We start from the raw sequence: 19218 nt of genomic DNA on the forward strand, positions 1-19218 counted from the left end.
GTCTGCTTATCTGTTGTCATAGAAAGGAAACGCGCTTTTTCTAAGGATATGCGTAATAAAAGTAAAGCTTCGGCGGGCTTTTGTTCGCAGGTCCTATGCCATGATGTCTTCGGCCGGACCCGGCGGGATCCAAGTAGTTGTGGGACGCCATGAGCGGTGGTATGCAAAGCGACAAACGTCAAGCGGCGGACTTCCTGCCGCAGGCAAGGTAAATCGATGGAGAGGGGATGGGTACAGGCAGATGGCGGCTGACCGTGCGCGAGGAATTTTCGGCCTCTCACCAGCTGCGTCATTACCAAGGCAAGTGCGAGGCCCTGCACGGCCATAATTTCGGGGTCGAAGTGAGCATCGAGGGCGATCGCACTGACGAGCGCACGGGCATGCTGCTGGATTTCAAGGTGCTCAAGGACATCACCCGTGAATGCGTGGGACTGCTCGACCACAAGCACCTGAACGACCTGGAGGCCTTTGCCGGCGAGAATCCCTCTTCCGAGCACCTGGCCCGCTTTCTGTTTCGTGAGATCGAAGGTCGCCTGGGCGGCTACGCAGTGAGCCTGGTCGAGGTCACGGTGGCCGAGAAATCCAGTCAGTCCGCAACATATTTCGAGCCTGGCGAAAAATAGGCGGCCATGCGCTTTCTCCTGCAGCGAGTTCGGCATGCCACTGTGCGTGTGCGCGAGCCGGCCGGCTGGCGCGTGAGCGGCTCCATAAATCAGGGATTCGTATTGCTGGCCGGTTTCGGCCGCGAGGACGGCTGGGATTTGCCCGAATCGCCGGTCTGGAAACGCATGATCGAAAAAGTGCTGGATCTGCGGGTTTTCGCGGACGAGGTCGGCAAACTCAACCTGAGTCTGCGTGAGGCCGGCGGGGAAATGCTCGTGGTCTCGCAATTCACGCTGTATGCCGACTGCCGGCGAGGCCGGCGGCCGTCGTTCACCGACGCCGCTCCGTCCGCCGTGGCCGAGGCTTTGTTCGAACGCCTTGGCTCGGATTTTGAATCTGCTTTGCCCGGCCGGGTGGCGCGAGGCGTCTTTGGCGGCGACATGGAGGTTGAGCTGGTCAACTGGGGCCCGGTGACCATCTGGCTGGACTCCTCGGAACTCTCGTAGCAGACCGCCCCTTCCATAGCGGGTCGGTCGGTCGGGATTTGAGATGGAAGAGTACTTCCTGCGGACAATGGCCGCGCCGCATCAGGCGCGCAAGCTATCCAAGACGGCTGTCTTTCTGTTGCGGCAGTATCTTCTCGACGAGGAGCTGTTGCACGATATCGATCTAGCCTTGTGCGAGGCCTGTTTCAACGTGGTCATGCACGCCTATCCCGATGGGCGCCTAGGGGATGTGGAGATTGCGGTGCGTTTGGAGCCCGAGGGATTCGTGGAATTGCGCGTGGCCGATTGGGGGCGGGGCCTGGATTGGGAGCGCGTGCGCTTCGAAAATCCGGGAGCATCCGCCGAGAGCGGCCGCGGGCTGTTCATCCTGCGCAAACTCGCGGACGCGCTGGAATACGGCAGCGCAGAAGGCAAAAATCAAGTCGTCATACGCAAAAACATCGGAAGTTCAGCATGGAAGAATTCCGCGTAGATACCATAGGCGAAGCGAGGGTGATCCGCTTCGCGGGCGAAATCACCATGGATAACGCCCAGGAACTCAAAAATCGCGGCCGTCAGGTCGTAGAGGGCCAGGGCCGGGCCGTGGTCATGGATCTTTCCAAAGTCACCTTCATCGACAGCTCCGGCATAGGTTTCCTCATCGTGCTCAAGTCGCGCTGCGACGAGGCTGGTAAACGCTTTGCGCTGCTCTCCCCGAGCGTCCAGGTGCGCAAGACCCTGCGGCTGGTGCAGCTCGACGCCATCTTCCCGGTGGCGGCCAATGAAGGGGACTTGGCCAGGATTCTGTCCCTGTGAGAAACTTGCCCATATTTCCCAGTGCACGATAAGCAAAATACCACATATCGGGCCACGCCATCGGGCGACGGCGACATTCTGTTGAGCGTCGACGGCAAGACCTGGCGATTGCTGGGCCGATCCGGGGCCGAAACAGAGTTGCGGCCGGCGCGTGAATTCCTGGCCTCCAACCGCGGCTTGCCCGTGGTCATCGGCGCGGGCATGGGCAATGCCTTGGCCCTGCTGCTGGGCAGCGGCTGCGGTCCCGTGGCCGTGGTGGACTGCGAGAAGGCCATTCAGGACCTGAGCGGCGCGCGCGAGCGTTTCGGTTTGGCCCCAGGCGTTACCTGGATAGACGCCTCCAGCGCCGAACAGGCCCTGCGGGAGCTGACCCGTTGGCAGGAGGCCAACGGTGGGGCGCCGCTCATGCCCATCGTGCACCCGGTTTATCTGCGCCTGCGCCCAAGCTATTATCTGGCTCTGCGCGAGAGCTGCCGCGCGAGCCGCAGCTTCGATTTCTGGTCCCGCGCGCGCTATCCGAAGTTCACGTCCTGGCCTCCCAGGCTCCTGCTCCTGTCCAGCCGTTATTTCCTCATGGGCGAGATGGAAGCCGCCTGCAAGCGCTTGGGCGTGCCGCACCGCTTCTTAGATATCGGCGACAAGGAGCGGGGCAGCACCGAATTCGTGGAGATGCTCCTTTCGGCCGTGGTGGAGTTTAAGCCCGACTTCGTGCTGACGATCAACCATTTGGGCGTGGACCGCGAGGGCGTGCTCATAGAGCTGCTAGCCCGCCTGGAGCTGCCGCTGGCCTCCTGGTTCGTCGACAACCCGCACCTCGTCCTTTCGCTGTACAAGCGCCTGGACAGTCAACTCACGACAATCTTTGCCTGGGACCGCGACAACGTTCCCTCGCTCAAGGCCCAGGGCTTCGCCAATGTGGAATACCTGCCGCTGGGCGTGGACCTGGAGCGCTTCCGTCGACCGACGTACCAGCCGGCCCATCATCCCTGGCGGGCGCGCATATCCTTCGTGGGCAACTCCATGCTCTCCAAGGTCGGCCACCGGCTAAAGGGCGCCAAGGCTCCGCGGCCGCTTATTCTGGCCTATCGCGAGGTGGCTCGGGCCTTTGCCGCGAGCGAGGCGCGTTCGGTGCGCGACTTCCTGGCCGCAGGGTATCCGGATCTTTTTACCCTATATGAGGCCCTGCCGAGCCTGGAGCAGCGCCTGGCCTACGAGGCCCTGCTGACCTGGGAAGCCACCCGGCGCTACCGCCTGTCCTGCGTGGAAAAGATTTTGCCTTTCGAGCCCCTCATTGTCGGCGACAGGCTATGGAAAACAGCCCTCAAGGGCCGTAGCGAACCTTGGCGCTGGCACCATGAACTCAGCTATTACTCGGACTTGCCCGGCTTCTATCCGCTCAGCGACATAAACTTCAACTGCACGAGCAAGCAGATGAAGGGCGCGGTGAACCAGCGCGTGTTCGATGTTCCCGCCTGCGGCGGTTTCGTGCTTTCGGATTACCGCGAACAGATGGAGGATCTTTTCGAGCTGGGCCGCGAAGCCATCTGCTACCGCGATCCGGAGGAGATCCCCGAACTCGTCCGCTTCTACCTGGACAACCCGGCCGCGCGGGAGCGCGTTGCCCGCGCTGGCCGCGAGCGCGTGCTGCGCGACCACGGCTACGATTTGCGCCTTACTAAGCTCATGCGCGCCATGCAACGCCTGTATGGCTAAGCTTCCCATCCTCATCCTGCAGATGCAGCGCATGGGGGACACCATCCTGACTTTTCCCCTCGTGCTGTGGTTGACGCGGCGTTATCCGGGGCATCCCGTGTGGATCGTGGCCGAGCGCGTGTTCTACGAGGCGCTGATGTCCGTGAGTCCGGCCGTGACGTACTTCCCCTGGGAGGGCACCGGGCGACTGCTCAAGGAGCGCTTCCTGCTTTGCCTGAACCTCTCCCATCGGCCCGAAGCCGCTGATTTGGCTGGACGCGTGCAAGCCGAGGCGACATTCGGGACCGTGGCCGCGCCGGACGGGGCGCACTACATCAATGGGTTCTTCCAGCTTTACCGAGCCGCACTCACACACTGCAACCGGCACAACCGTTTGCATTGGGCCGACCTGAACGCCCTGGACATCGTGCCCTTGGACGAACTGCGCGCCACGCGCTGGCCTCTTCCACGCACTTTGAGCCAGAATGCGCGAGCCGTGGGCTTGTTCGTGGGCGCCAGCGAGCGGGCCAAGCGGCCCGGCCCGGGTTTCTGGGCCGCATTGTCCGACGAGTTGCACGGCAGAGGCTTTCGGCCGGTGCTCTTCGGCGGTCCCGGAGAGCGCGAGCTTGCCGCCGAGATCCAGCGTCGCGCCCGATGCCGCGTGCTCAACCAGGCCGGTCGCCTTGGCTTGGGCGAGCTTGCCGCCGTGTGCCAGACCATGCAGCTCATGATCACCCCGGACACGGGTCCCATGCACCTGGCGGCCTGGACCGGCGCAAAGGTGCTCAACCTCTCCATGGGGCCGGTCAATCCCTGGGAGACCGGACCTTACCAGCCTGGGCACTATGTGCTGCGCACGGCGAAAAGTTGCGTGGGTTGCTGGGAGTGCGGCAGAAACAGCCTGGACAAGCAGGGCGACGGCTTGCCCTGCCACGAGACATTCGCCCCCCCCCGTGTGGCATTGCTTGCTTCGCTGCTTACAAAGGACAGGCCGGGCGACTTGGAGCGGCTGCGTTTGCCGGGTGGGCGGTTGCTGCTTACCGCGCGTGATGACGCTGGGCTTTACACCTTGCGGCCCGTCATAAGAGCCGCGCCCGAGGCTCGCGAACTGGTCAGCCGTCTGTGGTCGGCTTTTTTCGGCTGGCGCGCAGGCCTGTGGGGCCAGGATCGGCCCGCCAAGGATGCACGGGCATTGCTGCAGTCCCAGCCCAAGCTGTCCATGGCCTTGCGTGGCGTATTGCCGCGTTTCGGTCGCGAGTTGCGCCGCAGCCTGGCCGGCAAGGCCGTCACCCTGGACCATAATTTCTGGAGGGCCGTACCGCCCATGGCGCGACCCTTGTCGAGTTGGCTGCATCTCTTTCTGCAGAACGCCGACTACAGCCTCCGCGCCAAGCGCGAGTCCCTGGAGATGCTGGAAGTCTTGAGCATCTTCCTGGCAGACTCCTAATCCTTCCTACCTGCCGTTTCCATCCGCGGCAGGGAAAAAACTACCTCCTCTTTTGTAATCGTTTCTTTACAACTCCTTGTATTCATTAGGTGCAGCAACTTGGAACGGCTTTTGATCCTATGCTGGTCAAGGAGTTCCAACGATGCAAATTCTTCCCTGCGATGGATATGGACGCGAAGCCGGAACCACGAGCTCGGACTGGTCCTTGAGTTCGGGCAGCGAGGCCGCTTCGGCCTTTGCTGGGCTTCTGAGCCAGCATGTCGCCTCCAATAATCCAACCACCACTTCCGATTCGTCCTTGAACGTCCAGGCTGATCGGCATGCCAGGGCCAACAGCGAAGAGCGGCTCCGGGCCGAGGCTGATTCGCCCGCAGGCCGCGCTGTGGCAGATCGCAAGGTGGGCAAGGAAGAATATTCCACCGTGCGCGAGGAGTTGCGCGCGCAAGGGTATGCGGAATCCGATCTGGACCGCCTGGAGCAGCGCGTCTCCGAAGGTGTGACTTGGCGCGAGTTCCAGCGCGATCTTTCGGAACTGGCTCGCAAGGCGCGACTGGGCAATAGCGGTGCTATCGGCCTTGAGAATGTCAACGCGCTGCAGAGCCTGTTCCAGAAAGCCGGCTTTTCCGGGGCCGAGGCCGAAAGCCTGGTCAAGAGCCTTGACGCGGGCAACTCGCGGCAGGTGCTGGAGGCCCTCAAGCGTCAGCTCGAGAGCCTGCCGGCCGACAAGACTCTCAGTCTGCGGCCCGCCGAACTCAAGGCCTTGGGTGACGCCTTGGGATTGAACGCCCGTGGCAAGGAATCCCTGCGGGGCTATCTGAACCAGGGCACGGGCGCCAACGGCCGCATGCTCGCTTCGCCCGAAAGTCTGCGCGGTATTCTCACCGTGATGCAGAACGAATCCACGGACGGCCTCGACTATATCCAGCGCATGGATGCCATGCAGAAGCTCGTGGGCGACGTGCTGCAGCAGGCCCGAACCAAGGCCTCTGGCGAGGCCAATGCCGACCGCATGGGCCAGGATGCCGGTGACAAGCTCCTGAACGCCAGCAAGAACGACATGAAGACCAAGCATGCCCAGGGACTCGGCGAAAAGCATGCGGATAAGGCGGGCGAAAAGACGGACGACTCGATCGGCGACAAGGCCAGGGATGAGCATCTCAAGGACCTGGGAAACAGAGCCCAGGACAAGCTGACCCTGCCCAAGACGCAACCGCTAACGAGCGCGGTCGCCGATGCGGGGGCGCAGGTCAAGACCAATTTTCAGGTTCCCACGAGTCCGACCCAGAGTGTGCCGTCCCAGGCGCAACTCTTTCAGCAGGTGAACAGCGGCATTCTGCAGAACCTGGGAAACGGCGGGCAGCAACTGACCATCAATCTGACTCCCGAGGAACTTGGTTCGCTGCAGGTCATGCTGCAGGTCCGCGATAAGGAGCTCTCGGCCGTGATTCGCGCCGACTCTCCTGAAGCGGCCAAGGCCTTGAGCGACCAGCTGGCCCAGCTCAAGCAGACTCTTGAGCAACAAGGCTTCAAGGTCTCCAGTCTGGAGGTGCAGACCGGCCTGTCCAACCAGCACGGGTTCAACGCCTGGTCGGGCGCGGAGGGCCATAATTTCTTGCAGGAGCGCCAGGAGCGAGCCCGGATGCAGCGCCTGTCCTCCCTGCGCGGGCAGACCGCAGAAAATGGAATAACGACTCAAGCCCCCGTGACCGCAGGGATGGGCAGGGGCGTGAGCAGCGATTCAGTGGATATTTTCGCTTAACGAAAGAGCAAAACCAGGGAGTGGTTTGCCATGAGTATGCTGACCAATATCACGGGTTCCTCGTCGGCCATCGATCCGTACGCGAGCACGCCCAAGTCAAAAAGCGGCGCCTTGGACCAATCGACCTTCCTCAACCTCCTGATGGCTCAGCTCCAGCACCAGGATCCGCTGAACCCCATGGAAGACAAGGACTTCACCGCCCAGTTGGCCCAGTTCTCGAGCCTTGAGCAGTTGAACAAGATCAACGAGGGCATCGAGGGCCTCAACTCCAGCGCGGGCCGTCAGGACATGCTGGGCGCGGTGAGCTTCATCGGCAAGGACATCCGAGCATTCGGTAATACGGTCAGCAAGGAAGGGACTTCCATCACCAAGGCCTTCTACGAACTGGAGGAGCCGGTGTCGGATATGTACGTCAATGTCTACGACTCCTACGGAGCGCTCGTGGATACGGAGAAGGTCGGTGCGCGCCAGGCCGGCTCCTACGAATTCCAGTGGGACGGCACTGACTTCAACGGCGCGAAATTGTCCGACGGCACCTACACCATGGCCATCGCCGCCGAGAACGCCAAAGGCGAATCGGTTATGGTCTACACCGAGGTCAGCGGAACGGTCAGCGGAGTGAGCGGCGAGAGCGGCATTCCCATGCTGCGTCTTAGCGATGGACGGACCGTGAGCTTCTTCAATGTCAAGGAAATCGTCGGCGACGGCGATTCCAACAATACCGACGACTCGGACGCATAAAGGCGACCGGGATAAATTTTATCATCAAGGAGGAGACCTATGGGCCTGTCAGCTTCCATGTTTTCCGGCGTCACCGGACTTAAAGCCCACGGCGACAAGATGGGTGTCATCGGCAACAACATCGCCAACGTGAGCACCATTGGTTTCAAGGGTGCGCGCATGTTCTTCCAGGATGTCATCAGCCAGGACATCCCCACGGCTGCCGGCATCGGCCAGGTGGGCCGCGGCGTGAGCATCGGCGCCATCTACGCGGACTATACCCAGGGCGGTTTCGAGACTACCGGCGAGGCCACGGACCTGGCAATCGGCGGCAAGGGCTTCTTCATCGTCAAGAAGAAGAACGAGGACACGAGCTACTACACCCGCGCCGGGAACTTCCGTTTCGACAAGGACGGCTACCTGGTGGATCCGAACGGGCTGGTGCTCCAGGGCTGGCGCGCGGAGCGCTCCGACCCGACGGCAGCCGTGTCCGGCGTCACGACCAATACCAACACGGTACGCATCGTGGGCACCCCCACGGACATCCGCCTGAACAATTTCCAATCTCCGCCTCAAGAAACCACCAACGTCACGGTCATCAGCAATCTCGACTCGAGTGAAAAGAGCCGGGCCGAGAGCACGACCGATCCGTTCTTCGCCATGTTCGAGGTCTGGGACGGCACCCAGGAGACCCCGCTCACCGAGGCGCAGTACAGCTATCAGGCCACCGTCAAGGTCTTCGACGCCAACGGCAACGCTCACGACCTGACCGTGTATTACGACCAGGTGACCTTGAGCAACTCCGGCGGCCGCAAGGTCTGGGAGTACATGGTCACCTCGAAGCCCACCGAAGACGGCCGCATCTTCAGCAACGGCGGCGGCGTCCTCACTAACGCTCGGGACACGAGCGCAGCCGGCGTGCTCATGATCGGCACCCTGTCCTTCAACTCCTCGGGCGAATTGGAGAACCAAACCGCCTTCACGCTCCAGGCCGGATTCAATCCCGCGGTCCCGGGAGATTTCAAGGACCTGACCAACTGGGAGTTGGCCGATTTCTCCCAGAGTGGCTATCCGACTTTTACGGCCAACTTCCTGGGCGAGGAGAACGCCAGCGCTACCGACGCACTGAACCCATCGCTCATTGAGCTCAACCTTGGCCTGCGCAACGGCAACCTGAGCGCCACCGGCTGGAGTGCGGTAACTGACGCACAAACCATGTCCACTACCTTTAATACGGGCTTGGTGAATCCCACAGGCACTGACATCGCCGGCCTGCCCAAGTTCCAGGGCAGCGAGCTGCAGGCCACAGCCACCACGTCGTACGCCGAGAAGGGCTCGTCCACGCTCTTCCAGGCTCAGGACGGCTATGCCGCCGGACTGCTGTTGGGCGTGGCCGTGGACAGCGACGGCATCTTGAGCGGCCGCTACTCCAACGGCCAGATCCTGGAGCTGTTCGCCATCACCCTGGCCGACTTCAACAATCCCTGGGGCCTGCGGCGCGAGGGCGGCAACCTGTTCATGGACACGAGGGACTCGGGCGGGGCCATCACCAACCAGGCTAACCGAGGCGGCAAAGGCTCCATCGCCTCCAACTCCATCGAGCAGTCCAACGTGGACATGGCCGACGAGTTCGTGCAGATGATCACCACTCAGCGCGGTTTCCAGGCCAACGGCAAGGTCATCACCACCGTTGACACGCTGCTTGGCGAGGTCATCAACCTCAAGCGATAGACCTGAATCCGTAAGCGGCAAAAAAGGCCGCGCCCGTGAAAGCGGGCGCGGCCTTTCCTTTTTAAAACTGTCCGCCCGTTGCCCCGCCTGCCGCTACCGACGGCCAAGTCAAAGTATCGTGCCCGTCCGCCCTTAGCAGCCTGGTTAAAAATGGGTTGTGCGGGCCAGGATGGTTGTTTTCAACAGTCAGTCAGACCTGATTACCGCCGATATAAGCTGTTTAGAGCATTTTGCTTTTGAAAATGCTCTGCAAGCCATGCGTCGACATGGCTTGCCGCCGCGTAGGCGTAGGCGCAATTCACTTGCGCCGTCAACGCCGGAGCGGGCGTCTTAAAAGCAATCTGCTCTAGAGCAGCCTATGGCAATTTGCCAACGAATTGAGCTTGTCCAGGGGTATGCCGTTGCTGATTAAGCTTTGGACAAGGAAAGCTCTTCCTATTTCCTGTGCAAATTGATTCAGCCAGGACAGAGACATTGGATTTCCAGCGAAAGTAATAGCTCAACATTTCATGCAGCCAACTTCGGGAAGCCGTGCAGGGTACTTTTGGCCGCACCTGATCGAGTAGAGGAAAGAAAGTCCTGCCCACGGACCAAGGAAGGGCGGAAAAGTCTACCGGTCTTCTAATTAACTCATTGCAATATATGAATCTTCTCGAATGGCACCCGCATTGCTCAATGCAGACAACGACACGGAAGGGTTTTGCTAGAACAAGGAGGTTTCGAGCATGTCTTTGGTTATCAATCACAACCTTATGTCCATGAACGCGGCTAGGAATCTGAACACCTCATACGGCAACTTGAGCACGTCCACCCGACGCCTGTCCTCGGGTCTGCGTGTCGGCACGGCGGCTGACGACGCCGCCGGCCTTGCCATCCGCGAACTCATGCGCGCCGATATCGCGTCTTACAACCAAGGCGTGCGTAACGCCAATGATGCCATCAGCCTCATCCAGACGGCCGACGGCGCGCTGCAGGTCGTGGACGAGAAGCTGATACGCATGAAAGAATTGGCGCAGCAGGCCGCCACGGGCACCTACAACTCCGATCAGCGCCTGATCATCGACTCCGAGTACCAGGCCATGGCCTCGGAAATCACGCGTATCGCCAGCGCGACCGATTTCAACGGCACTTATTTGCTCAACGGCAATCTTTCCAAGAATCCTGGAATGACGGCAGGCCAGTCCCATGATGGCAGCGGCCTTAAGTCCACTGGCCCGCTGAAGATTCACTTCGGCACAGGCAACGATTCCGCAGAGGACTACTATTACATCACTATCGGCGGCTGCACGGCCTCGATGCTGGGCATGGGCATGAGCGCTGACGCCAGCGCAATGGGACGCACCATCTCCACGCAGGCCAGAGCTCAGGAAGCCCTCACGGCCATCAACGCGGCGATCACCTCCAAGGACAACATCCGCGCCCACCTCGGCGCCATGCAAAACCGCCTGGAGAACACGGTCACCAACCTGCAGATCATGGTCGAGAACCTGCAGGCTTCCGAATCGCGCATCTCCGATGTGGATGTCGCCTCCGAGATGACCGAGTTCGTGCGCCAGCAGATCCTGTCCCAGTCCGCCGTAGCCATGCTTGCCCAGGCCAACTCCCTGCCCAAGATGGCCATGCAGCTCATCGGCGGTTAGCTTTTCCAGCTTACCGGTACGTGAAAGAGCGCCCTTCGGGGCGCCTTTTCATTTTGGTCCACCTGTTTTGGCTAGTCTTCGCCCAGGTGCTCAATGGCCAGCCGTGCGGCATTCTGCTCGGCCCTCTTAAGGCTCGCGCCCGTGGCTGCGAAGGAAGCGCCCTCGGGCAGGCGTACCTCCACTTCGTAGATGCGGGCGTGATCCGGGCCGCTGGTGCCAAGCTGAGCATAGATCGGCCTTATCTTGAAGCGTTGCTGTGTTATCTCCTGCAGCCTGGTTTTGTAATCCTTGACCTTGGGCAGATCCGCGGTCTCGGGCAACAGATCCTGGAATGTCCTTGATACGAACTCCCGAGCCGCCAGATAGCCTCCGTCGAGGAACACGGCCCCGAGCAGGGCTTCCAGGGCATCGGCCAGCACGGAATCCCGATCGCGGCCACCCTGGCTCTCCTCGCCGCGCCCGAGCAAGATGAGGCGATCCAATCCCAGATCCCGGGCTCGTTGAGCCAGGGTCTTTTCCTTGACCAGACGGGAACGGATGCGGGTGAGCTGGCCTTCGTGCGCCATGGGAAAGCGTTGGAAAAGGCACTCGGATATTGCCAGCTCCAGGACCGCATCGCCCAGAAATTCCAGGCGCTCGTTGCTCTCCAGCGCGAGTTCGTGCTCGTTTGCATAGGAGCTGTGGGTCAAAGCTCGGGCCAGGTACGCCGGCTGTCCGAAATGGTAGTCGAGTTCTGCTTGGATCGCGGCGAGTCGATCCATGTCCATGGGCATGTCTTGTCCTCCTTGGAATTCATTCGCTTACCGTGTAAACAGCATCTGCGTCAAAATGTGGCGCGGGGCAGGCCGGGCCATGACCGGCCCAGTAATCACGCGAGTTGAAGCCGAGGCCCTGTCCTGGTACATGCAAGCAAATGCTCCACGAGGAGGACGCGATGGCCGGCATCTATATTGGCTCCACAGCCGGATACTCAGGCAAGAACATGGTAGTCATGGGTCTTGGCCTGAAGCTGCAGAAAGAAGGCTACAACGTGGGCTACATGAAGCCCGTGGGGGCCATGCCGATCACCGTGGGTGACCGGTCCGGGGACGAGGACGCCCGCTTCGTCCAGGATGTGCTCGGTCTGGATGACGATCCCGCCGCAGTCACGCCGGTGCTCGTGACCCAGGATTTCAAGATCCGAGCTTTTGGCGGCCACTGCGAAGATCTCATGACGCCCATCGAGGAAAACTACAAACGACTTTCCCAGGGGCGCGACGCCATGCTCATCGCAGGTTCGGGCTCCATGTACTCGGGCAAGTACTGTGGCGTGGACGGCGTGTCCGTGGTCAAGCGCCTGGGAGCGAAGGCGATGGTCATCGACCGCTTCCATAAGGAGCTCAACTACGACTATCTGGCCGTGCTCCGAGAGGAGCTTGGCGAAGCCATGATAGGCGCTGTGCTCAACGACATCCCGCCCACGTTCATGGACGAGGTGCAGTCCATGATCAAACCTTTCCTGGAGCGCAAGGGCGTCAAGGTCCTGGGCGTCATCCCCAAGGATCCGCTCATGGGCGCCATAAAGGTCGGCGATCTGGCCCAGCGACTCGGGGGCAAGGTCATCTCCGCAGCTTCCAAGGCCGAGCGCGTGGTGGAGAATTTCCTCATCGGCACCATGCAGGTCGAAAACTTCATGACCCACTTCCGCAAGAACAAGAACTCGGCGATCATCGTGGGCGGCGACCGTTCCGACGTGCAGCTCGTGGCCCTGGAGGGCGATTGCCCTTGCCTCGTGCTCACGGGCAATCTTTATCCCAACGACATCATCCTGACCCGTTCCGAGGTTCTGGAGATCCCCATAATCATGGTCCGCGAGGATACCTACACCGTGGCCAAACGTATGGAAACGATCCTCTCCAGGCACAAGCTGCGCGACGTGATCAAGATCCGCCAAGGCGCGCAACTCGTATCCAGCTCCATCGATTTCGAGTACCTGAAGCAGGTGGCTGGGTTGTAATCAGGAAGGCGCCGGCCCAGGCCTCAAGGTATTTCATATCCCATGGCCAAGAGCTGGGGACGCGCCGTGTCATGAGGCAAGAGAGGTCTGCTGATGAGCTGCGTAGATCCTGGCTAGGCTTGTCTTGAATAACCCTTGTGGTGAGACGGGAGGGCAAGCCCCTCCCGCTTATCGTGCAAGCGGCCTTAGCCGGGATATCCCGTGTCCACCGGCAAGCCGGTCTTCTGGGCTGCGGACCTGGCCAGTTGGTCGCAGCGCTCGTTCTCGCGGTGTCCGCTATGGCCCCGGACCCAATGAAAACGCACTTGGTGCGTGGCCAGCAGGGGCAGCAACCGCTGCCAGAGATCCTGATTCTTGACCGGCTTCTTCTCGGAGTTTTTCCAGCCGTTGCGCTGCCAGGAGTCGATCCAGCGCTTCTCGATGGCGTTGCGCACGTATTGTGAATCAGTCCACAGATCCACGCGGCAGGGGTGTTTGAGGGCCGTGAGGGCCTCGATGACCGCGAGCAGTTCCATGCGGTTGTTGGTGGTCAGCTTGTAGCCCCCGAAAAGCTCCTTGCTGTGCTCGCCCTCGGTCAGGATGGCGCACCAGCCGCCGGGGCCGGGGTTGCCCAGACAGGAGCCATCGGTAAAGATCGTGACGCTGTTATCCATGGCCATTGACCGCCTCCAATCGTTCCAGTATCAGCGCCAGGGCGCTTTTGAGACCCTCGGGCCAGCCGGGGCCGTTCCAGTATTGCTCGAAGTGCGCTTCGCGCAGGTAGCGCAGAAATTCCTGGCCCAAGGCATTGGCCACCAGGCCGGGAACCTCCAGGACCACCAAGCGTGTTTCGGGATTGAGGCCGATGTAGAGCGTGCGGGGATCCTGCTCAGGCACCTTGAGCACATCGGCCACCACCTGCAGCCGGAACTTCAGCCCGTAGCGTTCCTCCAGAATCCTGGCGAAGGAACGCACGCTTTCCAAATCCTCTCCGCCCAGGGTTCCCGTGGCGTCGGAAATGGCTTGGTTGGACTTGATGCGCTCGATGGCCCGCTCGTTGTTCTGCCAAAAGGCCCAGGCCACGAACAGGAATACCAGGGCCAGACCCAGCAGGCGGACGAGGGACGTGCCGGCGGAGCGGCCACTTCGCTTGGGCAGCAAGATGCTCATGACTGTTCCCTAGGGAGCGTTTGATGGCTATTGAACTGCGGGGGGACATACGCTGTTTCGCCGACCCTTGGCAAGTTTCCGCGCCGGCCGTGGCGGCGCGCGCGTGGTGATAATCAAGCCGAAGTAGGGAGTAATAAGTGCATGGACGAGAAAAAGGGTATTTCCAAGGCCGCGGCAGGGATCATAGCCGTACTGGCGTTTGCCGCCGGTCTCTTCGTGGGTGTCGTGGTCAGCAACGAAACGCGTCAGGAGCTCGTGTCGCCATCGCCCGTGGCTGGGCCGTCTGTTCCTGCAGGGCCGCAGGTTCCGGCGGACATGGCCGATCACATCGCTCATCTGGAGGCGGAGGCCGCCAAACAGCCGGGTGACGCTGACACCTGGATCAAGCTGGGCAACGCGTATTTCGACACGAACCAGGCCGAGAAAGCCATCCGAGCCTATGAGCGGGCCTTGGAGATCGCGCCTGGAAATGCCGACGTTTTGACGGACCTGGGCGTCATGTACCGTGCCGCCGGCCAGCCGGCCAAGGCCGTGGAGCAGTTCGATAAGGCCATTGCGGTCAATCCCGCGCATCAGATCGCCCGGCTGAACAAGGGCGTCGTGCTGCTGCATGATTTGAAGCAGCGTGAGAAGGCCGTGCAGACCTGGGAAGACCTGCTCGCGTTGAATCCCGGAGCCGTGGCGCCGGGCGGCAAGCCCGTGGCCGAGCTTGTCCGCGAGCTGAAGGCCGGCGCGCCCGGCAATTAGAGCTATTCAAGTAATGGGAGAGGGGGCCGCCTCTCTCCCATATATTCACCCCGCCTGCGAGCGCGGCCCGAACCCTGCGGACACCTACGCCGCCCAGCACCCGCCGCGCCTTTCCGCCCTTGCTGATATAATCCCCCATTTGTTCTCATTCCATGCCTTGCGTGCCGCTCCTATGCTGAAGCATCGTGGCCTGCGTCCATTTTTGGCAGGCCACGGGCACAACCCCGGAGGTGGAGCATGATCAAGCAAGGGAGCTTCGCAAACATTCGCAACAGCGCAGCCGCATTCCTGCTCATTTGCTGCATTACACTCATGCCGTTCGGACAGGCGCTCGCCGCAACGGCCAAGGAGATCGACACGGGCGTGGAAGTCGCCCTGGAGCGCTTCGCCAAGGAGGTCAATGGAGGCAAGGAGTTCCTGGACAGCGCCAAAGGGGTGCTGGTCTTTCCGGATGTCTACAAGGGCGGTCTTGGCATCGGCGGCCAGTACGGCGAGGGAGCCCTGCTGATGGGCGGCAAGACCATGGACTACTACAATACCGTTTCCGCCTCCTTCGGTTTCCAGGCGGGCGGCCAGGTCTACACGCTCATCTTCGCCTTCATGCAGCAGGAGGCGCTGGAAAAGTTCCGCCAGAGCAAGGGCTGGGAAGTCGGCGTCGACGCCTCGGTGGCCCTGATTAAGGTCGGTGCGGGCAAGCCGCTCAACACCATGAACATCAAGGACCCCATCGTGGCTTTCGTTCTGGGGCAGAAGGGACTCATGTTCGACCTGTCGCTGCAAGGCACTAAAATCACCAAGCTGGACAAGACCAAGAAGTAGGCTCTAGCTTCTTTCACTACGGGCGCAAGGCAAGCCTTGCGCCCGTTCAACCTTCAGCTTAGCCCAGCCGCTGTTCAGGCTTTGCCTATCCTGCGCATGCGCAAATTCATGAATTCCACGAACAGCGAAAAGAACATGGCGAAGTAGATGTAGCCGCGATCGATATGTCGGCCCAGGCCCTCGGCCACCAGGAACACGCCCACCAAGAGCAGGAAGCTGAAGGCCAGCATCTGCACCGTGGGATGCTTGTTAACGAAGTTGCTCACCGGACCGGAGAAGATCAGCATGATTACAACGGAGATGACCACGGCCGCTATCATGATCTCGATGTGCCTGGACATGCCCACGGCGGTGATGACGGAGTCCAGGGAAAAGATCACGTCCAGGGCGACGATCTGAGCGATGGCGCTGCCCATGGACGCGGCGGCCTTTTCGGCTGCTGCGTGCTCGGTGGGGTTGCCCGTGGTCTTCTCGTGAATTTCCAGCGTGGCCTTGGCCAGCAGGAACAGCCCGCCCAGGAGCAGCACCAGGTCCTTGCCGGTGACGGTGTGTTCGAGCACCGGCAATTGGAATAGTGGAGCAGTCAGGCGCATTACCCAAGTTATGCCCAGCAGAAGCAAAATGCGCGTGAACATCGCCAGTCCAATGCCCCATTTGCGTGCGCGATCCCTGTGTCGTGGATCCATGCGGCCCGTAATGACCACGATGAACACGATGTTGTCGATGCCGAGCACGATCTCAAGGCTCGTGAGCGTAAGCAGGGCCAGCAGGGCTTCGAAGGTCATCAGTTCGGGCATGCTTCCAGTCCTATTTCAAGTGCTGTGATGCGGCGTTGCCGCGGGAGTATATGCGTAAGTAAGCTTCCAGCGCAACCAAGTGGTGGCGGTGGCGCGCGACAAGGCTCTGCGATGGTTCATTGCGGGGGAGGCCGGCCTAAAAGAGTGCAGGCTTTCAAATGGCTTGAGCTTCTGCCATACTTATCGGCGAATCTCGGACGGTTTCATCCTGCAAGGAGACGTTTCATGACTCATTACCGCCTGCTTCTGCCTGCGCTGATTGTTGTCACGGCCCTGGCACTGATGTCCTCCGTTTCGCTCGCGGACGCCCAGAGCGCCGACACCGGCCTGGAGCGTTCGGTCATCGAGTTGTGGAACACGTGCACTGTTCCCCGCCCGCCTGAGCTGAAGCCAGTGGAACTGGATCCCAAGACCACGGCCTATCTCGTTCTGGACATCGAGGAGCTGACCTGCAACGAGTCGAGTCGCCCGCGCTGCCTCAAGGCCGTACCGGGCATAGCGGCCTTTCTTGCAAAGGCGCGCGCCGCGAAGATGCCCGTGGTCTATTCCCTCACCCGGCGAGGCACGCCCGAGACCATCCTGTCGCCCGTGAAACCCAGACCGGACGAGCCCGTTGTGCAGGCCAGCGTGGACAAGTTCGTGGGCACGGACCTGGAGAAAATATTGCGCGAGAAAGGCGTAAAGACCGTGGTCGTCACGGGCACGGCGGCGAATGGCGCTGTGCTGCACACGGCCGTGGGCGCGGCCATTCGCGGCTTCGACGTGATCGTGCCCGTGGACGGCATGCCAGGGACCACGCTCTACGAGGAACAGTATACGGCCTACCACATCGTTGCCGCGCCGGGCGTCAGGGACAGATCCCTGCTGACGCGTTTCGGACTGATGACTATCAAGTAGCCTGCCAAGCGACGTTAGGCCGAATTGGCTGGGGCTCAGTAGATCCGTGATCCTTGCATGCAAAGCGGGCAGCTTGGTTGAACAAGCTGCCCGCGTGATTTTTCGGATCTTTTCGGATTATTCCCGGGCATGAGGCGGCTGACGGGCATGGCGCCCGGCGGCATGTGCGTGCAGATGCTTGCCGCGTTTGCGGTTGTCCGATCAGGCTTCAGAGGTGACGGGTTTTACCGATTCCAGGGCCTCCTGAATCCAGGCCTGGATCTGGTCTTCCACCTCTTGCCTGAGTGCGGCCAGACGCTCGGCGCTCTCGGCCTCGAAGCGCAGGACGAGCACTGCTTGGGTGTTGGAAGCGCGCACGAGCCCCCAGCCGTCGGGGAAGAGAATGCGCGCGCCGTCCACGTCGATGATCTCGCGCGTGCGCCTGAAATGCTCCTGGGCCTTGGCGACGATGGCGAACTTGATTTCCTCGGGGCAGTCCACGCGGATTTCCGGCGTACTGTAGGTGCGCGGCCAGTGCGCGAGCCTCTCCGAAAGCGGCGCGCCGCCTTCGGAAAGAATCTCCACGAGACGCAGCGCCGCATAGGTGGCGTCGTCATAGCCATGGTAGCGGTCGGCGAAGAACATGTGCCCGCTCATTTCGCCTGCCAGGCGCGCGCCGGTTTCCTTCATCTTGGCCTTGATGAGCGAATGGCCGGTCTTCCACATGAGCGGAACGCCGCCAAGATCCTCGATTTCGCGATACATGAGGTGCGAGCATTTGACCTCGCCGATGACCGTGGAACCGGGGTAGTCGCGCAGCATGTGGCGGGCGTAGATTGCCAGGAGCTGGTCCCCGAACATGAGCCGGCCTTTTTCGTCCACCACGCCGATGCGGTCGTCGTCGCCGTCCAGCCCGATGCCGCAGGCCGCGCCTGTTTCGAGGACCTTGGCCTGCAGAGCATGCATGTATTTTTCCACAACCGGATCGGGATGGTGGTTAGGAAAGTTCCCGTCCGGTTCGCAGTACAGCTCGATCACCTCGCAACCGACCCGGCGCAGCAGTTCGGCGGTTATGAGTCCGCCCGTGCCGTTGCCGCCATCCACCACGACCTTTACGGGCCGCTGCACGCGGGCCTGAGAGGCCAGTGCATCGAGGTAGGTTGGCACAATGCCCCGGGGGGTTATTGTGCCCGAACCCTGGACGAAAACGCCGGAGGCCATGGTTTCGTAGATCGCCTGCACCTGCTCGGTATGGGCGGTTGTCTCGCCGGCCCAGACCTTGAAGCCGTTGAATTCCGGCGGATTGTGGCTGGCCGTGACCATGACTCCGGCCTGGTAGCCCAGGGTCTTGGCCGCGAAGTAGAAGGCCGGGGTAGGCACGAGATCCAGCAGAAGCACGTCTAGGCCGCAGGAGGCAAGACCCTTGGCCAGGCGCTCCTGGTAGCCGGGAGAGGAGTGGCGGCAATCGTGGCCTACAACTGCCTTGGTCCAGCCATGGCTGTGAAACCAGGTGCCGCAGGCCCGGCCCAAGGTCTCGACCCAGTCGAGGTCGAAATCCCTGTCCACGATGCCTCGGATGTCATAAGCGCGAAAGACTTCCTTGTTGATCGGCTTCATTCCTTCTCCTGCTCAAGTATTTTGATCGCGGGCTTGCGCCGCGTTCGGTTCCGCCGGGACTGCTGCCGGGACGGAAAAGGATGGCCCTGACCGTTTGCGCGCGGGCAGGGCATGCGTCACCCACCGCCAAATGATATCTGATCCTCGGCCAGGCCGTAAATGGTTTAGAAGCGGAAGAAATCCACCGCCCCGGCCAAGTTGTCGATGCAGTCCGTTCCGCGTCCGCGCATTTTCCCAAGGATAGGCGGGTTTTGATTCGCGTCCTCGGCTTGAGCATTGCCTCGACCTCCTGTAGGAATTCGGGCTGGCAGCTTGGTGAAAGTC

At 61.3% G+C, this 19218-nt stretch carries 19 protein-coding genes; 14 read left to right on the forward strand and 5 right to left on the reverse strand.

Going from position 1 to position 19218, the window contains the following annotated elements:
* Positions 1 to 227: 227 nt before the first annotated feature.
* From queD to H585_RS0118145, 10 genes are all read left to right on the forward strand, one after another.
* Positions 228 to 623: a 6-carboxytetrahydropterin synthase QueD gene (queD, locus tag H585_RS0118100; RefSeq protein ID WP_027368856.1), complete on the forward strand. Its 396-nt coding sequence runs from the start codon at positions 228 to 230 to the stop codon at positions 621 to 623.
* Between the two features lie 6 nt (positions 624 to 629).
* Positions 630 to 1109 carry a D-aminoacyl-tRNA deacylase gene (dtd, locus tag H585_RS0118105; RefSeq protein WP_027368857.1) on the forward strand — a complete coding sequence of 160 codons (480 nt, stop codon included), beginning with the start codon at positions 630 to 632 and terminating at the stop codon, positions 1107 to 1109.
* 43 nt (positions 1110 to 1152) lie between these two features.
* Positions 1153 to 1581 carry an ATP-binding protein gene (locus H585_RS0118110; RefSeq protein WP_027368858.1) on the forward strand — a complete coding sequence of 143 codons (429 nt, stop codon included), beginning with the start codon at positions 1153 to 1155 and terminating at the stop codon, positions 1579 to 1581.
* Complete coding sequence (locus tag H585_RS0118115; RefSeq protein ID WP_027368859.1) at positions 1563 to 1904, forward strand: STAS domain-containing protein; 342 nt, start codon at positions 1563 to 1565, stop codon at positions 1902 to 1904. The genes H585_RS0118110 and H585_RS0118115 overlap by 19 nt, the downstream gene beginning before the upstream one ends.
* A gap of 21 nt (positions 1905 to 1925) precedes the next feature.
* On the forward strand, positions 1926 to 3617 hold the full coding sequence (locus H585_RS0118120; RefSeq protein WP_027368860.1) for a CgeB family protein: 1692 nt from the start codon (positions 1926 to 1928) through the stop codon (positions 3615 to 3617).
* Positions 3610 to 5043 carry a glycosyltransferase family 9 protein gene (locus H585_RS0118125; protein WP_027368861.1) on the forward strand — a complete coding sequence of 478 codons (1434 nt, stop codon included), beginning with the start codon at positions 3610 to 3612 and terminating at the stop codon, positions 5041 to 5043. Before H585_RS0118120 ends, H585_RS0118125 begins: the two co-directional genes overlap by 8 nt.
* Positions 5044 to 5185: 142 nt before the next feature.
* Entirely contained in the window at positions 5186 to 6802 is a 1617-nt protein-coding gene (locus tag H585_RS0118130; RefSeq protein ID WP_027368862.1) for a flagellar hook-length control protein FliK, read from the forward strand.
* A gap of 30 nt (positions 6803 to 6832) precedes the next feature.
* Positions 6833 to 7543, forward strand: a complete 711-nt coding sequence (locus H585_RS0118135) for a flagellar hook assembly protein FlgD (RefSeq protein ID WP_027368863.1) — start codon at positions 6833 to 6835, stop codon at positions 7541 to 7543.
* Positions 7544 to 7582: 39 nt separating this feature from the next.
* The gene (locus H585_RS0118140; RefSeq protein WP_014260430.1) at positions 7583 to 9253 is read left to right on the forward strand and encodes a flagellar hook protein FlgE; all 1671 of its coding nucleotides are present in this window, start codon (positions 7583 to 7585) and stop codon (positions 9251 to 9253) included.
* 725 nt (positions 9254 to 9978) lie between these two features.
* Positions 9979 to 10893, forward strand: coding sequence for a flagellin N-terminal helical domain-containing protein (locus tag H585_RS0118145; protein ID WP_027368864.1), 915 nt, complete (start codon positions 9979 to 9981; stop codon positions 10891 to 10893).
* Between the two features lie 71 nt (positions 10894 to 10964).
* On the opposite strand, the gene rnc is transcribed toward H585_RS0118145, so the two are convergent.
* Entirely contained in the window at positions 10965 to 11666 is a 702-nt protein-coding gene (gene rnc / locus H585_RS0118150) for a ribonuclease III (protein WP_014260432.1), read from the reverse strand.
* A 161-nt stretch (positions 11667 to 11827) separates the two neighbouring features.
* On the opposite strand from rnc, the gene H585_RS0118155 reads away from it, so the two are divergent.
* Positions 11828 to 12889 (forward strand): phosphotransacetylase family protein, encoded by a 1062-nt coding sequence (locus H585_RS0118155; protein WP_027368865.1) that lies wholly within the window; start codon positions 11828 to 11830, stop codon positions 12887 to 12889.
* A 185-nt stretch (positions 12890 to 13074) separates the two neighbouring features.
* On the opposite strand, the gene rnhA is transcribed toward H585_RS0118155, so the two are convergent.
* The gene (gene rnhA, locus H585_RS0118160; protein WP_014260434.1) at positions 13075 to 13548 is read right to left on the reverse strand and encodes a ribonuclease HI; all 474 of its coding nucleotides are present in this window, start codon (positions 13546 to 13548) and stop codon (positions 13075 to 13077) included.
* Positions 13535 to 14038: a hypothetical protein gene (locus H585_RS0118165; RefSeq protein ID WP_027368866.1), complete on the reverse strand. Its 504-nt coding sequence runs from the start codon at positions 14036 to 14038 to the stop codon at positions 13535 to 13537. Before H585_RS0118165 ends, rnhA begins: the two co-directional genes overlap by 14 nt.
* 141 nt (positions 14039 to 14179) lie before the next feature.
* Here H585_RS0118165 and H585_RS0118170 point away from each other — a divergent pair, with 141 nt between their 5' ends.
* Complete coding sequence (locus tag H585_RS0118170; protein WP_027368867.1) at positions 14180 to 14785, forward strand: tetratricopeptide repeat protein; 606 nt, start codon at positions 14180 to 14182, stop codon at positions 14783 to 14785.
* Positions 14786 to 15022: 237 nt separating this feature from the next.
* Positions 15023 to 15604, forward strand: coding sequence for a BPSL1445 family SYLF domain-containing lipoprotein (locus tag H585_RS0118175; protein WP_014260437.1), 582 nt, complete (start codon positions 15023 to 15025; stop codon positions 15602 to 15604).
* A 74-nt stretch (positions 15605 to 15678) separates the two neighbouring features.
* On the opposite strand, the gene H585_RS0118180 is transcribed toward H585_RS0118175, so the two are convergent.
* The gene (locus H585_RS0118180) at positions 15679 to 16401 is read right to left on the reverse strand and encodes a TerC family protein (RefSeq protein ID WP_005989625.1); all 723 of its coding nucleotides are present in this window, start codon (positions 16399 to 16401) and stop codon (positions 15679 to 15681) included.
* Positions 16402 to 16626: 225 nt separating this feature from the next.
* Here H585_RS0118180 and H585_RS0118185 point away from each other — a divergent pair, with 225 nt between their 5' ends.
* Positions 16627 to 17298, forward strand: a complete 672-nt coding sequence (locus H585_RS0118185) for a cysteine hydrolase family protein (RefSeq protein ID WP_027368868.1) — start codon at positions 16627 to 16629, stop codon at positions 17296 to 17298.
* Positions 17299 to 17499: 201 nt separating this feature from the next.
* Here H585_RS0118185 and H585_RS0118190 read toward each other — a convergent pair whose 3' ends face one another.
* A complete protein-coding gene (locus tag H585_RS0118190; RefSeq protein ID WP_027368869.1) occupies positions 17500 to 18894 on the reverse strand; it encodes a phosphomannomutase/phosphoglucomutase in 1395 nt (464 codons plus the stop codon).
* Positions 18895 to 19218 lie beyond the last annotated feature (324 nt).

The organism is Desulfocurvibacter africanus subsp. africanus DSM 2603 (assembly GCF_000422545.1).
In the GTDB taxonomy this organism is placed as follows: Bacteria; Desulfobacterota; Desulfovibrionia; order Desulfovibrionales; family Desulfovibrionaceae; genus Desulfocurvibacter; species Desulfocurvibacter africanus.

Coding starts and splice junctions, on each gene's coding strand:
- queD (WP_027368856.1), top strand. CDS start 228: ATGGGTACAGGCAGATGGCGGCTGACCGTGCGCGAGGAATTTTCGGCC.
- dtd (WP_027368857.1), top strand. CDS start 630: ATGCGCTTTCTCCTGCAGCGAGTTCGGCATGCCACTGTGCGTGTGCGC.
- H585_RS0118110 (WP_027368858.1), top strand. CDS start 1,153: ATGGAAGAGTACTTCCTGCGGACAATGGCCGCGCCGCATCAGGCGCGC.
- H585_RS0118115 (WP_027368859.1), top strand. CDS start 1,563: ATGGAAGAATTCCGCGTAGATACCATAGGCGAAGCGAGGGTGATCCGC.
- H585_RS0118125 (WP_027368861.1), top strand. CDS start 3,610: ATGGCTAAGCTTCCCATCCTCATCCTGCAGATGCAGCGCATGGGGGAC.
- H585_RS0118130 (WP_027368862.1), top strand. CDS start 5,186: ATGCAAATTCTTCCCTGCGATGGATATGGACGCGAAGCCGGAACCACG.
- H585_RS0118135 (WP_027368863.1), top strand. CDS start 6,833: ATGAGTATGCTGACCAATATCACGGGTTCCTCGTCGGCCATCGATCCG.
- H585_RS0118140 (WP_014260430.1), top strand. CDS start 7,583: ATGGGCCTGTCAGCTTCCATGTTTTCCGGCGTCACCGGACTTAAAGCC.
- H585_RS0118145 (WP_027368864.1), top strand. CDS start 9,979: ATGTCTTTGGTTATCAATCACAACCTTATGTCCATGAACGCGGCTAGG.
- rnc (WP_014260432.1), bottom strand. CDS start 11,666: ATGCCCATGGACATGGATCGACTCGCCGCGATCCAAGCAGAACTCGAC.
- H585_RS0118155 (WP_027368865.1), top strand. CDS start 11,828: ATGGCCGGCATCTATATTGGCTCCACAGCCGGATACTCAGGCAAGAAC.
- rnhA (WP_014260434.1), bottom strand. CDS start 13,548: ATGGCCATGGATAACAGCGTCACGATCTTTACCGATGGCTCCTGTCTG.
- H585_RS0118165 (WP_027368866.1), bottom strand. CDS start 14,038: ATGAGCATCTTGCTGCCCAAGCGAAGTGGCCGCTCCGCCGGCACGTCC.
- H585_RS0118170 (WP_027368867.1), top strand. CDS start 14,180: ATGGACGAGAAAAAGGGTATTTCCAAGGCCGCGGCAGGGATCATAGCC.
- H585_RS0118175 (WP_014260437.1), top strand. CDS start 15,023: ATGATCAAGCAAGGGAGCTTCGCAAACATTCGCAACAGCGCAGCCGCA.
- H585_RS0118180 (WP_005989625.1), bottom strand. CDS start 16,401: ATGCCCGAACTGATGACCTTCGAAGCCCTGCTGGCCCTGCTTACGCTC.
- H585_RS0118185 (WP_027368868.1), top strand. CDS start 16,627: ATGACTCATTACCGCCTGCTTCTGCCTGCGCTGATTGTTGTCACGGCC.
- H585_RS0118190 (WP_027368869.1), bottom strand. CDS start 18,894: ATGAAGCCGATCAACAAGGAAGTCTTTCGCGCTTATGACATCCGAGGC.